Raw genomic sequence first — 13,224 nt, 5'->3', positions numbered from 1 at the left:
CACGGATGGAATTCTCTTCACAATTTATCCTTAAAGTTGGTTATATGCTGCAGCTAGCTCCGCTCCAACTTTCGCATTATGTTTGACCAGTTCGATATTGGCAACCAAACTCTTTCCTTCTGTCAATTCCTTGACTTTTCCTAGTAGAAAAGGCGTGACTTCTTTACCAGAAATACCGTTTTCAGTAGCTTCAGCCATCGCCTGGGCAATGATGCCGTTGATGAATGATTCTTCCAATGCATGTTCTGCAGGAATCGGGTTGGCGATGACTGCTCCGCCTTTAATTCCCAGATCCCATTTTGCTTTTAGTACCTGAGCCAACTGTGTCGCATCATCGCTGCGGAAAGTCAGGGAAAAGCCGCTTGAACGGGTATAGAATGCCGGCATCTCATCGGTTTGGAAGCCGATTACAGGAACGCCTTTTGTCTCCAGGTATTCCAATGTCAAGCCGATATCCAAAATTGATTTTGCACCTGCACATACGACTGCGACTCCTGTATTCGACAATTCTTCTAAATCTGCTGAGATATCCATCGTCGTTTCAGCGCCTCGGTGCACCCCACCAATACCTCCAGTAGCGAAAACCCGTATGCCCGCAAGTTCTGCACAGATCATCGTTGCTGCTACGGTTGTAGCCCCGATTTTTTTCGTAGCGACCAATTGGCCAATGTCTCTTCTTGATACTTTTGAAACGCCTGGGCTTTTGCCGAGCAACTCCAATTCATCCTCAGACAAACCGATCTTGATCTTGCCGTCCATTATCGCGATGGTTGCAGGAACTGCTCCGTTATCACGGATAATCTGCTCCACCATGCGTGCCGTTTCAACATTCTGCGGATAGGGCATACCGTGTGAGATAATGGTCGATTCAAGTGCCACGATTGGTTTTTTGCCCTCTATTGCCTGCTGTACTTCAGTTGAATATGAAATCATTGATGTCATTGTAATTCCTCCAATTCTTTTTGTAGTTGTGCAGCTGTCAATTCATGACGTACGGTCGCATTGCTTTCCAATGTTTTGGCCCCATTGACCATAGCAGCACGAATGGTGGACCCGAATTCCTGGCCATCAATCACACTGTGGACAATGGCACTGGAAAATGCGTCGCCTGCACCGGTTACATCAGCAACCTGTTCGACTTTAATGGACTGATAATGGTGGATGCCAGTAGAATTTCCGGCTATCGCTCCATCTTTTCCACCTGTAATAACCACTGCTTCAGCTCCCCGCTCCAAAAGCTGGACAACAGCCTGATGCCAATCATCCATCGAATCAATGGGCAGCTTCAGAAATTTGCCCGCTTCGTCACGGTTCAGGATCAGCCAGCTGATTCCTGTCAGATTATTGCTCAGACGTTCCATTTTGGGCGCAGACACCGGAATAACAGCCAACGGAATGTTATTGATTAAAGCCAGCTGCCGAACATACTCCACCGTTTCCAGCGGACAGTTTAAGTCGATTACGAGAAAAGCGGCTGACAATAAAACACTGTCATTTTTAGCGATGTATTCCGGTGTTAAGGAATCATAGATCTTCATGTCAGCCATGGCCAGCAGCATTTCGCCATCCGGCTCTAAAATCGCTGTATACGTCCCTGTCGAAAGCCCATCAAAGGCCTTTGTCAATTCAGTCGACATAAAAGAGCTCGAAGCAGCCTCTATTAAACTCCATTCCGGGTCATTGCCTACAATGGACAGGAGCTTGACGGATCGACCAAGCCGCCCCAGATTCTCTGCAACGTTTCTTGCCACACCGCCGACACTGCCGGAAACCGATGCAGGATTCGAGGTTCCCATCTGTGCAGGACGGTCCATCAGGAATTTTCTATCGACGTTGGCGCCGCCGATGCAAACCACTGTTTTTTCTTCAGGCAATACGTACGCACGTCCCAGAATCTTGCCTTGGCGCATCAAATTCGAGATCAAGTTGGCAAGCGAGGGCCTGGACATATTCAAGTGTTCCGCCATTTCCTGCTGGGATAAGTACGGGTTGCGGCGGATCATTTCCAGCACTTCCACTTCTTTCTGATTCATTTCAACACCTCCGTTCAAACATTTGTTTAAACAATAAACTTTTATAATGAAAAAGGCAAGAAAAATAATATTTCGAATATCGTTCAAATCATTGCAGGCTGTGACTGAAAATTGCTACTATAGAAAAGATGAGAGGAGAGATTTAGTTGACATCTTTTAATGAAAAATTAGCCCGCTATGCTGAATTGGCTGTAAAAGTGGGGGTAAATATCCAACCTGGACAGCAACTTTACATTGCTGCCGCCATCGAAGCTGCACCACTGGTTCGTTTGATTACACAAAAGGCTTACGAAACAGGGGCCAAGCAAGTTTACGTCGATTGGAATGATGATGCCGTTTCGCGTCTGCGCTTTGAATTGGCGCCGGAAGACTCGTTCACTGACTATCCTGCCTGGAAAGTACAGGAACGCGAGCAATTAGCCGAACAAGGCGCAGCTTTTATCAGCGTAGTTTCACAAAGCCCGGACCTATTGTCGGGAATCGACTCGAAACGCATTGCCGCTTTCCAAAAAGCAACTGGACAGGCGCTCAGCAAATATCGCCAATACGTCCAATCGGATAAAATCAGCTGGACGGTCATCGCAGCGCCTTCCCAAAAATGGGCAGCTAAAGTATTTCCGGATGTACCTGCAGACCAGCAAATCGACACATTATGGGATGCAATTTTCAAAGCAGTGCGTGCAGACCTTGACCAGCCGATTGAAGCATGGGCTGAGCATGACCGATTGCTGCATACAAAGGTCGATTATCTGAACGGCAAGAAATACGCAAAACTTCATTACACTTCACCAAAAACTGATTTGGAAGTCGCACTTCCTGATGGACATTTATGGTGTGGAGCTGGATCGATCAATGAAAAAGGGGATACTTTCATGGCAAATATGCCAACTGAAGAAGTGTTCACAGTCCCGCATAAAACAGGCGTAAACGGCTATGTGTCCAGTACGAAACCGTTGAGCTATGGCGGCAACATCATCGATGATTTCAAAGTGACATTCAAGGATGGCAGAATTGTTGATGTCACAGCTGCGCAAGGCGAAGACGTTCTGAAGCAATTGGTCGCGACCGATGAAGGTTCGCATTTTCTTGGTGAAGTGGCTTTAGTCCCTCATCAGTCACCGATTTCCGATTCGGATATTTTATTCTACAACACCTTATTCGACGAAAACGCTTCAAACCATTTTGCCATCGGAAGCGCTTACGCATTCTGTATTGAAGGCGGAAAGACGATGTCTCAGGAAGAACTTCTGAAAAATGGCTTAAACCAAAGCATCACACATGTTGATTTCATGGTCGGCTCTTCAGAAATGGATATTGACGGTATCTTGGAAGACGGCTCACGCGAAGCGATTTTCCGCGGTGGCAACTGGGCATTCTAAGTATCGATAATTCGACACTTATTTTTTCCGCTAAAGTCATGTATACTAAACATTGATAATTACAATTTAGAGAGGAGTTATCATTATGTTTTATGGCATTACTGTAACACTCGGCTTCATGGTCGTAATTTTCATATTTTTCTTTACGCTTCTTCACTTTGTTGGAAAAGAACTGAATTCGCACGATGCGGAGCATGTAGATCCGATTCCTGAAAAAAAATACTAAGTGATGAAAACCGGCTTCTTCATTAGAAGCCGGTTTTTACGTTCTCTGCTCCAGACGCCATGTAAAACCTGAATATTTTATCCATTTCTCTGTCCTTTAGGTCCCTTGGGCTCTTTCGCTCACTCTTGCATAATGGTAAAGTTCTTAATAATCAGCGTCTTTATTCATAGGAGGAATTCATGTATGTTTTCTGCAACAGATATCGGTATCGATTTAGGCACCGCGAATATATTGGTTTATACAAAAGCGAAAGGCATCATCATCAATGAACCTTCCGTGGTTGCATTGGATGCGAAAACCCGGGCTGTCTTGGCCATCGGCAATGAAGCAAAAGCAATGCTAGGCAAAGCTCCAGATTCCATTTTAGTCATCCGCCCCTTAAAAGACGGCGTCATTGCAGATTTCGATGTAACAAGGGACCTTTTGAAAATCATTATGCAAAGAGCGGCAAAGCAACTGGGAAGCGCTTTCCGGAAACCCAATGTCATGGTTTGTACACCTTCTGGTGCCACGACAGTCGAGCGCCGGGCCATTCACGATGCAGTAAAGCAAAGCGGCGCTAAGACCGTCCACTTGATCGAAGAAACCGTAGCGGCGGCTATAGGTGCAGATCTGCCCATCAGTGAACCGGTTGCGAGCGTTATCGTGGATATTGGCGGCGGCACTACAGAAGTCGGCATCATTTCCTTTGGTGGAGTGGTTTCTTCTAACACGGTCAAAATAGCAGGCGATCGCATGGATGAAGACATCATTCACTTCGTTCGCAAACATTATAATGTCCTGATCGGCGAACGCACTGCCGAAAACATCAAAAAGGAAATTGGCTACGCGCCCGTTCCCCATGAAGTTGTGAAGATGGAAATCCGCGGCCGTGACATCATGACCGGACTGCCGAAAACCATCTCTTTGAGTTCTTTTGAAACACAGGAAGCGCTGAAGGAATCGTTGTCCGCTATTCTGGAATGTATTCGCGCAACCTTGGAAAATTGCCCGGCTGAACTGTCGGGCGACATGGTCGATCAAGGAGTTGTCATTTCAGGAGGCGGCGCATTGCTGAAAGGCATGCAGGAATGGCTGTCGAAAGAAATTTCGGTCCCTGTCCATATCGCTCCGCAGCCTTTAGAGTCTGTTGCTATTGGAACAGGACTATCGCTTGGCATGATCAAACAGCTGGAGAAAATGTCGCGTTAAAACCGAAAAGCGCAAGAAGCCCTTTAGTACCGACAAGCACTGGAAGCCTTACATGTAATGGCGTTCGTTGCCATTACATGTAAGACTGAAGCGACTCGAGGGGCTGGCTGCTCGAGTCTGGACAAAGAAAAGTGTAAGCGCCCGTGTAGGTTCGATGGGCATAAGACGGTCTGGCGAAGCGGCGTTCTTTGCCGCACTGCCAGAGTGGCTTATGACCCTAGAATCTGGGCGCTGGAGTCTGGACAACAAAGATAGGCTGAACGCAAACCAAACGGGCTGTCCTAAGTTTTTGCTTTACCGGAAAGCCTGTTGTGATGGAAAGGTCTTTCAAGAACCAGCTTCTGCAAATGTACAGCGCTAGTCATAAAAGTTGATGCTATATTAGTTGAACTACTAATCTTTAACTGATAATATTTTGCAGCCGTCTTTGCCGTTGCGCTCATCTCTTCCAATGTGAGAACGGAACACATAAGCTCTCTTTTTGCTAAGTAACTAACTTAGCTCTGGCGCCGTATACAAAATGATCATTCTTAAATTCAACTGATATAAATGACCTTTTTCCTGTTTTTATTAAAAGTAACGATTTCAATTCGTCTTTTTCAGAAATTTGGATTAAACTGAAAAGGTACAAGTCGATAAAGGGGGGAATATAATGGCTTTATTAGATGAAATCCTAGAGTATAACGAAGATTTTGTGAAGGAAAAGCGTTATGAAGAGTTTATAACCACCAAGTTTCCTGATAAGAAAGTTGTCATTTTGACATGCATGGATACGCGCCTTTTTGAAATGCTGCCAAAAGCGATGAATTTTAAAAATGGCGATGTGAAAATCGTCAAAAGTGCCGGGGCTGTCATCAACCACCCGTTCGGTGGAATTATGCGCAGCCTGCTTGTAGCCGTGTACGAATTGAATGCAGATGAAATCTATATTATCGGACACCACGACTGTGGCATGTCTTCCATTAAACCCGAAGAAATGCTTGAGAAGATGAAAAAACGCGGCGTAGACGAAAAGACCATAGACATGATGGAGTATTCCGGAGTTGACTTGAAAGGCTGGCTCCGTGGATTTGATGATGTGACAGAAAGTGTCGCTTACAGTGTCAACATGGTCCGAAACCATCCTTTGCTGGACAGCACAGTTCCCGTCCATGGCCTGGTCATTGATCCAACCACAGGTAAACTGGATGTTGTCGTCAATGGAAACGAAAACCGCTGAGAAATTCTCAGCGGTTTTGTTTTTGGTAATAAATATAATCGAGCGTTGTTCCCTCTTTGCCGAACTGCCGAAGAAAAGAAGTGATCTGGCCTCTATGATAGCTGGCATGATTGACAACGGTAAACAGCATCTCTTCCCTTGTCGTGGAAAAATCATCTCCACGCATATTCTGGTAATCGAGCGTTTCCTGCCACTGCTGCTCTGATAAAGAAGCAAAAAACAATTCCATTTCCGCATGCAGCAGCATAAAGGCTTCAATTGCTTTTTCAGTGGTTTCCACATCAAAATGCTCGAATGCCGCCTTGGATACACCGGCCATCCGAAGCAGCCACAGTTTTTCCACTCCAATCACATGCTCCACTGTCGCTTGTATCGAAGCAAAAGAATTCACTCCTTCTTTCCGGTAAATGTCCTCGCCAAAAGTTTGAACGTGCTCCAAGCAAGCCAGTGTCGCCCATTTATGATAAGAGAACAGTTTTTCTTTATTCATCCATTAAGCACCTTCCTCCACTTTTATTCAAGATTCAAACCAGCGCTGCATCTCTTTCCACCATTTTTTATAGGTGGCCTTGCCCTTTCAAAACTCTTGCTCAACCATCGCATAATAATAATGGTCTTTCCATTCGCCATTTATATAAAGAAACTCCTTCAACAAACCTTCCTGACGAAAACCGGTCTTCTCCAATACCCGGATTGAGCCGACATTCTCCGGAGAAACATAGGCCTCGATCCGGTGAAGGCGAAGCTGTTCAAAACCGAAGACAGTCATCAACTTCACCGCTTCCGTCGCAATCCCCTTGCCGACATAAACTTCATCGATGGAATAGCCGACCAAAGCACTTAAAAAAGGCATACGTTTCACGCTGTAAACAGAAATGTGGCCAATCAGCTTATTGGTATCATGCTCATAAATCCCCACGCTATATTCCCGGTTTTCTCTCGCCTGGTAGATCGATTCCCGTATTTTTTCCCGCTGAACGGCTGCTGAAAAATAACTGTCCCGGTGACGCGGTTCATACACAGACCAATAATCCCGGTTTCGCAGCAGCAATTGCACCATCTCTTCTGCATCTTCCACTGTTAAACTGCGCAGGTAACAAGTCTGTCCCTCGAAAAGCAAGTTCATACTAGGCCTCAGTAGATGTCAGCGAAATGAATTCCTCGGCATCCTGGACACATAAAGCGATTCCTTTTTCCCAGAAAGCCTGTTGAGTGATATCCTCGCCCAAATGCTTCATGGCCAGGTCTTCTGCTGACATCACCGCTGTATCACGAAGCAAAGCCAAATATTTCTCTTCAAAGCCGCTCCCCACTTCTAAGGCTTTTGCATAAACACTCAACGAGAATAAATAGCCGAAGGTATAAGGGAAATTGTAAAATGGTACATAAGTAATATAGAAATGGAGCTTGGATGCCCAGAAATGCGGATGTGTTGATGCCAAACCACCGGAAAACCCTTCTGTTTGCGCCTGCTCCATCAATTCATTTAACCTGGCTGCAGGAACGACACCTTTTTTGCGCTCTTCATAGAAACGAGTTTCAAAAAGGAAACGCGAGTGGATATTCATGAAGAAGGCTACACTGCGCTGGACTTTGTCTTCCAGCAAAGCGATTTTCTCTTCCTTGGACTGCGCATTTTTCACCGCCGCATCTGCCACAATCATTTCAGCGAATGTAGATGCCGTTTCGGCAACATTCATCGCGTACGACCGGTTCAGAGCATGGACTGGTTGCAGCGCATAGGTATGAAACGCGTGCCCGAGTTCATGGGCCAATGTCGCTACGTTGGACATCGATCCACTGTAAGTCATGAAAATCCGTGATTCCTCACTTAACGGCAATCCGGTGCAAAATCCGCCCGGTCGTTTGTTCGGACGATCTTCTGCTTCAATCCAGCCTTTTTCGAATGCCTGCTGTGCAAATTGCTCCAGTTCAGGCCCGAACTTACCAAACTGCTTAAGGATAAACTCGGCCCCTTCCTGATAGGAAAACCGCTGTGTGCTTTCGGTCACTGGTGCATCAACATCGTACCAGTCCAGTCCATCTTTTCCGAGAAGTTTGCCTTTTTGGTTTAAATAGTTGACGAAAGGCTGCTTGTTATTGCTGATAGCTCCCCACATGGCATCGAGTGTTTCCTGTTTCATACGGTTGATGTGCAATGGCTCTTTGAGGGGATTGTCCCACCCACGCTTTTTATAGGTTTCCAGACGGAAGCCAGCGATGGAATTCAGCGTTTTTGCGAAAAATTCCTCTTTATCCGTCCAGGCCTCTTCCAGTTTTTCGTAGGCTTCCTGACGGACCGCAGCATCTTTGTGTGAGCTTAAGTTATTCGCCTGCCCCACTGATAACGATTTTGATTCACCATCCACAGTAACGGTCACGGAGATCTCTCCGACCAGCATGTCGTATAACTGGCTCCAGCCATGGTAACCGTCAACGCTTAAAGCTGTGATCACGCTTTCTTCTTTTTCAGACAGCATCATCTTTGCTTCGTCGCGCCATTCGTTCAAGATAAAGCTGAAGTCACGCAAAGAGTCATCAGTCAACAACTCTGTCCAAACGCCATCTTCCGTCTTCGACAAATCCTGTTGGATTTTCTGGAAAGAGTTTTGGAAACGCGCCGAGAGAGAAGATGCTTCGCTTTCCAGAACTCCTGCTTTTTTATCTTGCGTATTCTGAGCCATCAGACAGCCGATAAAGGCACCGGATTGGCTAAGATGCCGCATCACACCGCTCATCTGTTCAAGCAAGCTGGCTACTGTTCGGGCGTCCTCTTTTGCTGTCGGCACTTCAAACTTGCCTACCAGCTCTTCAAATTCAGAAAGCTTCGCTACTGCCTCATTCATATGTAGGCGCAATTCCTGCGATTCGCTGCCTCCTGGAAATAACGTATCTAAATCCCATGCTTCCGGAAATTTAACTGTCATGATTCTGCCCCCTGGTAAACTAAATTTTCTAAAAATACTTCTTTAGTATATCATTTTTCTTTCCTAAACCGGAACAATATTCCCCTTCGCCCAATAACACTTCACCTTATCGCCATTTTTAGGGAATTTTTTAAAAAAGGATATTTGGTGATTTAAACGGCTACCGTTATACTGAAAAGAAGGAGGGATTTCGCATGATTCGCATTTTGCTTATGACGATCGCTTTTATCGCTGTGATTGTCATGAATACTTTAGCAAACACCTTGCCGCTGAATGGCCAAACCACAGGCGACATTTCTAACCGGCTTTTGGTCTTGTTTACCCCGGCCGGTTATGTATTTTCGATTTGGTCCATCATCTACCTTTTGCTGGCTGTTTGGATCATCGCTTTCTGGGTGCGTTTAAGAAAGGGAGAAACCCCCTCAAGCAAGATTGCCTTATTCTTCATTTTAAGCTGCGTCTTTAATATCAGTTGGCTACTGCTATGGCATTATGAATTTTTTGCCTGGTCAATTGCTGCAATGCTTGGTTACCTGGTGGCGTTAATCGCCCTTTATCTGCAATACGGCAATTCGGAAAGAGCGTTCTCCGAACGGCTGCCGATTTCTGTGAACATGGGCTGGATCAGCGTGGCAACCATTGCCAACATCAGTTTTGTCTTAACCTACTATAATTGGAGCGGCTGGGGCCTCAGTGATCAGCTTTGGACCGTAATCATGCTGACAGTGGCAACTGCGCTGGCACTGCATATCCGTTTCCATCACTCCGATATTCCTTTTGCCCTGGTCTTTATCTGGGCATTCATCGGAATCGCCGTCAAGCACGGTACGGGTGAAATGCTGGTGACAACCGCCTCCCTGTTCTTAAGTGGCGTCATTTTAACCGGGATTTTATTAATCAAAAAAAGGACTGCACAGGCAGTTCATTAAAACTGTGGACAACCTCAATTCCAACGAGATTGTCCACAGTTTTTTTGCGGGAAATTATAAAAGGAGATCCGGACTAATCATCCGAATCCCCTTGAGGTCTGCTTGCGCAGTTTTTATTTATCCAATTTGGTCAACAGGATCGGTTCGCCTTTTGTGACAAGCACGGTATGCTCAATTTGCGCCACCAAAGACTGGTCCGGTGTAATGAATGTCCAGCCATCTCCTGATTCCACAATATGCTCAGCCTTTTGTGAGATAAACGGTTCTACTGCCAGCACCATGCCTTCTTTCAGGATGGTCGTTTCCCATGCATCATAATAATTTAAAATGTGCTGAGGAGCTTCGTGCAATGATTTTCCGATGCCATGCCCGGTCAAATTCTTGATGACGAACAGGCCCTGTTCTTTTGCTTCGCGTTCGACGGCCTTGCCGATTTGGTTAAGTTTTGCACCAGCTTTGACTTTTGTCATCGCACGATCAAACGCAGAAGCTGCCGCTGCACAGATTCTTTCCTTATCCGCATGCCCTTCCCCTACAACAAACGAAATTCCGGTGTCTGAGAAAAATCCTTGATACGAACCAGAGACATCAATATTGACAATATCCCCATCCTGTATCGTGCGGTCGCCCGGAATGCCATGCGCCACTTCTTCATTGACGCTGATGCATGTGAATCCCGGAAAATCGTATTCTGACTTGGGACCGGAAACGCCACCAAGTTCATGGAATAGTTTGCCGCCCAACTCGTCAATTTCCTTCGTAGTGACTCCAGCTTTAGTGGCCGCTTTCATCGCTTCCCGAATTTCAGCCACCATCTGGCCGGCTTTTTTTAACATTTCAATATCTTTTTCAGTAGTTGCTATCATCAATGACCCTTCTTTCAAGCTTTTCTATTCAAGAATTATACCACAAAATGATAACCTGGGCTCCTGGGCGGTTCCCGTTATTCTTGGACCCGGGCATAAAAAAGAAGACTGCCAAGGGACAGCCTTCGAGATTTCAAGCTTCTGCATCCACCAATTTCGGTGCTGCCACAAAAAGCGCAGTACAGACAAAAGCAGCCAACAGAAACACCGGAATCATGTAAGTGGCATTATAGACCATTGAATAGATGACCACATTGCCTTCAGCAAACATGCCGAAGAACAGGATTCCCGTAACAACATGAACGAGATAGCGGAGTGCAGAAGCAATCAGCACTCCCACCACTATAGCCGTGAGCATCTTGCCCGTTTGCTTGGCTTGTGCATGCTGCATATATTTTGTGCGCATGACGCCAGCCAGACCGACCACTCCATATGCCAAAAGATAATCCAGTATGACCTGCATGACGACGAATCCAAACGACAAAGGTGCCACGGATATAAATCCGGAAACGATCTGCAGCAGCCCCACCAGAATTCCGGTCAGGACGCCTGCACCGACTCCACGTCTGAAAGCGATCAATATAATCGGAATCATCACCAGGCTGACTGAACCGCCTTGAGGCATCCGGAACGAAATGAAATCCAGAACAAATCCAAGAGCCGCAAAAATGGCAATTTCCATCATTAACAATACTTTTTTATTTCTCATGACTTCCTCCTTAATGTGTTATGCACATCACCAGAAGGGCCGTGAATAAAACCATATTAAAAACGGCGTCAGGACAGAGCCTGGCGCCGTTGTAAGGGCCGGTTTCCATCCACATCCCTGCGCAAGTGTTAACTTACAGGTTCAAAGGGTAAGAACAATTTGTTCACTCTCAGCAAAAGCTCCCCTTGTGGTGTATACAGATATTTGACTTTCACCTGTATTGTACACAAGCCTTCCCTTTAATGCAAGGCTGTTTTAAGATAGGGCGATAGGGTAAAGAGTTGAATAGAAAAGATACATGAAAGGTGGTGGAGGCAGCCAGGGTTTTAGGGTTGCCAAAAAGATGATTGAACTGTTAAAGGACCTGATTAAAATTCAAAGCGATACAAAGGAAGGAGCCAACGAAGCTCTTCTTTTTTGTGCAGATTGGCTGAAGAAAAAAGGCGAAACTGTTACTGTCCACGATAATAAAGGATACCGGATGTTGACTGCCACCAAAGGGCAAGGCACAGAGACCATTATCTGGAATGGCCATGTAGACGTTGTTCCCGGCCATAAGGAACAATTCGCCCCAGTTGAAGAACAGGACCGCATCTATGGCCGCGGCTCTGCAGATATGAAAGCGGGTGTGGCAGCCATGATGCAGGCCTTTATTGAGCTCGACAGCTCCAGCTTGAATCGCATCGTCCAGCTGCACATTGTTACCGATGAAGAAATCGGCGGACGCAACACATCCAAATGGCTTGTCGAACAAGGCTTTCATGGAGACTTCGTCATTTGCGGCGAACCTACAGGACTAAAAGTTGGACTGCAATCCAAAGGCATATTGCGGATGGATATGACTTTCAAAGGCAAACCCGCACATGGCAGCCGGCCATGGGAAGGCATCAATGCCATTGAATCTGCGATGAAGTTCCATATGGCTATCGCTGATTTGCCTTTCCGGAAAGAATCAACGGAATATTACGAGCAGCCTTCTGTTAACCTGCCCATCATCAAAGCAGGAGACCGCTACAACGTTGTTCCTGAAATTTGTGAAATGTCATACGACATCCGCTTTATGCCGGGACAGGATAAAGATGAGATTGTCCGCCAGCTGGTGGACTTGGCAGATACGTTGAACGTCGATATGGATTACAAAGCTTCTGGTTCCACACCAGCCCTAACAACGACAAAAGAAAATCCGTATATCCAAAGCCTGCAGAAAGCGATCTTGGACACCACCAGGCAGGAACCTGTTTTATTCGGCCAGCACGGTGCTGCGGATACGCGCTATTACGCAGCGGTAACCGGTGGTGAAGGTGCCATTGAATTCGGACCAAGCGGCGATGATTGGCATGGCAACGCTGAATATGTGCTGATTTCGAGTGTCCATTCATACAAAGATATCCTGCTGGCCCATGCTCAATCGGAGTAAAAGGTTTGCATTACGCCAAATTCGGGAAAACAGTAAACATTAACCCCATGAATGGAGAGATATAAATGGCTATTGGAAGACTAGTGAAATCCGCAATTAAGTATGCACCGATTGCATACCCAATTATCCGCAAAGTATTGAATAAAAGAAAACAAGGCAAGGCTGGACAACAAGCTCCTAAACAATCTGATACGCGTGGAAAAAAACGCTAAAATAAAAAACGTTTCGGCATACATATGCCGGAACGTTTTTTGTCCATTAAGATATCAGCTTATGTTTCGCGGAGCGCTTTCACTTTTCTTCATTCTCCAGACTCTAGACTCCAGCA

At 46.0% G+C, this 13,224-nt stretch carries 14 protein-coding genes and 1 riboswitch; of the genes, 7 read left to right on the top strand and 7 right to left on the bottom strand.

Going from position 1 to position 13,224, the window contains the following annotated elements; genetic code table 11:
• Positions 1-30: 30 nt before the first annotated feature.
• Positions 31-942, bottom strand: coding sequence for a pseudouridine-5'-phosphate glycosidase (locus tag J7I83_RS17245; protein WP_215102781.1), 912 nt, complete (start codon positions 940-942; stop codon positions 31-33).
• Positions 939-2,033, bottom strand: coding sequence for a carbohydrate kinase (locus J7I83_RS17240; RefSeq protein ID WP_215102779.1), 1,095 nt, complete (start codon positions 2,031-2,033; stop codon positions 939-941). Before J7I83_RS17240 ends, J7I83_RS17245 begins: the two co-directional genes overlap by 4 nt.
• A 146-nt stretch (positions 2,034-2,179) precedes the next feature.
• Between J7I83_RS17240 and J7I83_RS17235 the strand changes: the two genes are divergently transcribed.
• The 4 genes from J7I83_RS17235 (at position 2,180) to J7I83_RS17220 (ending at position 6,048) form a co-directional block, all read left to right on the top strand.
• Positions 2,180-3,412, top strand: a complete 1,233-nt coding sequence (locus J7I83_RS17235; protein ID WP_215102778.1) for an aminopeptidase — start codon at positions 2,180-2,182, stop codon at positions 3,410-3,412.
• Positions 3,413-3,497: 85 nt separating this feature from the next.
• Complete coding sequence (locus tag J7I83_RS17230) at positions 3,498-3,638, top strand: hypothetical protein (protein WP_215102776.1); 141 nt, start codon at positions 3,498-3,500, stop codon at positions 3,636-3,638.
• A 183-nt stretch (positions 3,639-3,821) separates the two neighbouring features.
• The gene (gene mreBH / locus J7I83_RS17225; protein ID WP_215102775.1) at positions 3,822-4,829 is read left to right on the top strand and encodes a rod-share determining protein MreBH; all 1,008 of its coding nucleotides are present in this window, start codon (positions 3,822-3,824) and stop codon (positions 4,827-4,829) included.
• Between the two features lie 652 nt (positions 4,830-5,481).
• The gene (locus J7I83_RS17220) at positions 5,482-6,048 is read left to right on the top strand and encodes a beta-class carbonic anhydrase (RefSeq protein WP_215102772.1); all 567 of its coding nucleotides are present in this window, start codon (positions 5,482-5,484) and stop codon (positions 6,046-6,048) included.
• A 7-nt stretch (positions 6,049-6,055) separates the two neighbouring features.
• Here the strand turns inward: J7I83_RS17220 and J7I83_RS17215 are convergent, their stop codons facing one another.
• The 3 genes from J7I83_RS17215 to J7I83_RS17205 form a co-directional block, all read right to left on the bottom strand.
• Positions 6,056-6,538 carry a DinB family protein gene (locus J7I83_RS17215; RefSeq protein ID WP_215102770.1) on the bottom strand — a complete coding sequence of 161 codons (483 nt, stop codon included), beginning with the start codon at positions 6,536-6,538 and terminating at the stop codon, positions 6,056-6,058.
• 87 nt (positions 6,539-6,625) lie between these two features.
• Positions 6,626-7,174: a GNAT family N-acetyltransferase gene (locus J7I83_RS17210; protein ID WP_215102768.1), complete on the bottom strand. Its 549-nt coding sequence runs from the start codon at positions 7,172-7,174 to the stop codon at positions 6,626-6,628.
• A 1-nt stretch (position 7,175) separates the two neighbouring features.
• The gene (locus J7I83_RS17205) at positions 7,176-8,975 is read right to left on the bottom strand and encodes a M3 family oligoendopeptidase (RefSeq protein WP_215102766.1); all 1,800 of its coding nucleotides are present in this window, start codon (positions 8,973-8,975) and stop codon (positions 7,176-7,178) included.
• A gap of 194 nt (positions 8,976-9,169) precedes the next feature.
• Between J7I83_RS17205 and J7I83_RS17200 the strand changes: the two genes are divergently transcribed.
• Positions 9,170-9,904: a TspO/MBR family protein gene (locus J7I83_RS17200; RefSeq protein WP_215102764.1), complete on the top strand. Its 735-nt coding sequence runs from the start codon at positions 9,170-9,172 to the stop codon at positions 9,902-9,904.
• 113 nt (positions 9,905-10,017) lie between these two features.
• Here the strand turns inward: J7I83_RS17200 and map are convergent, their stop codons facing one another.
• Positions 10,018-10,770 carry a type I methionyl aminopeptidase gene (gene map, locus J7I83_RS17195; protein ID WP_215102762.1) on the bottom strand — a complete coding sequence of 251 codons (753 nt, stop codon included), beginning with the start codon at positions 10,768-10,770 and terminating at the stop codon, positions 10,018-10,020.
• Between the two features lie 133 nt (positions 10,771-10,903).
• A complete protein-coding gene (gene thiT / locus J7I83_RS17190; protein ID WP_215102760.1) occupies positions 10,904-11,479 on the bottom strand; it encodes an energy-coupled thiamine transporter ThiT in 576 nt (191 codons plus the stop codon).
• 97 nt (positions 11,480-11,576) lie between these two features.
• A riboswitch (TPP riboswitch) is annotated at positions 11,577-11,675 on the bottom strand.
• 147 nt (positions 11,676-11,822) lie between these two features.
• Here thiT and J7I83_RS17185 point away from each other — a divergent pair.
• Complete coding sequence (locus tag J7I83_RS17185) at positions 11,823-12,896, top strand: M20 family metallopeptidase (RefSeq protein ID WP_215102758.1); 1,074 nt, start codon at positions 11,823-11,825, stop codon at positions 12,894-12,896.
• A 65-nt stretch (positions 12,897-12,961) separates the two neighbouring features.
• Positions 12,962-13,108, top strand: a complete 147-nt coding sequence (locus J7I83_RS17180) for a hypothetical protein (RefSeq protein WP_215102756.1) — start codon at positions 12,962-12,964, stop codon at positions 13,106-13,108.
• Positions 13,109-13,224: the final 116 nt, after the last annotated feature.

Origin of the sequence: Planococcus sp. ISL-110 (assembly GCF_018613575.1) — a bacterium.
Taxonomy (GTDB): Bacteria; Bacillota; Bacilli; order Bacillales_A; family Planococcaceae; genus Planococcus.
The sequence above is the reverse complement of the archived record's forward strand: the minus strand, read 5'-3'. Positions and strand labels throughout refer to the sequence as shown.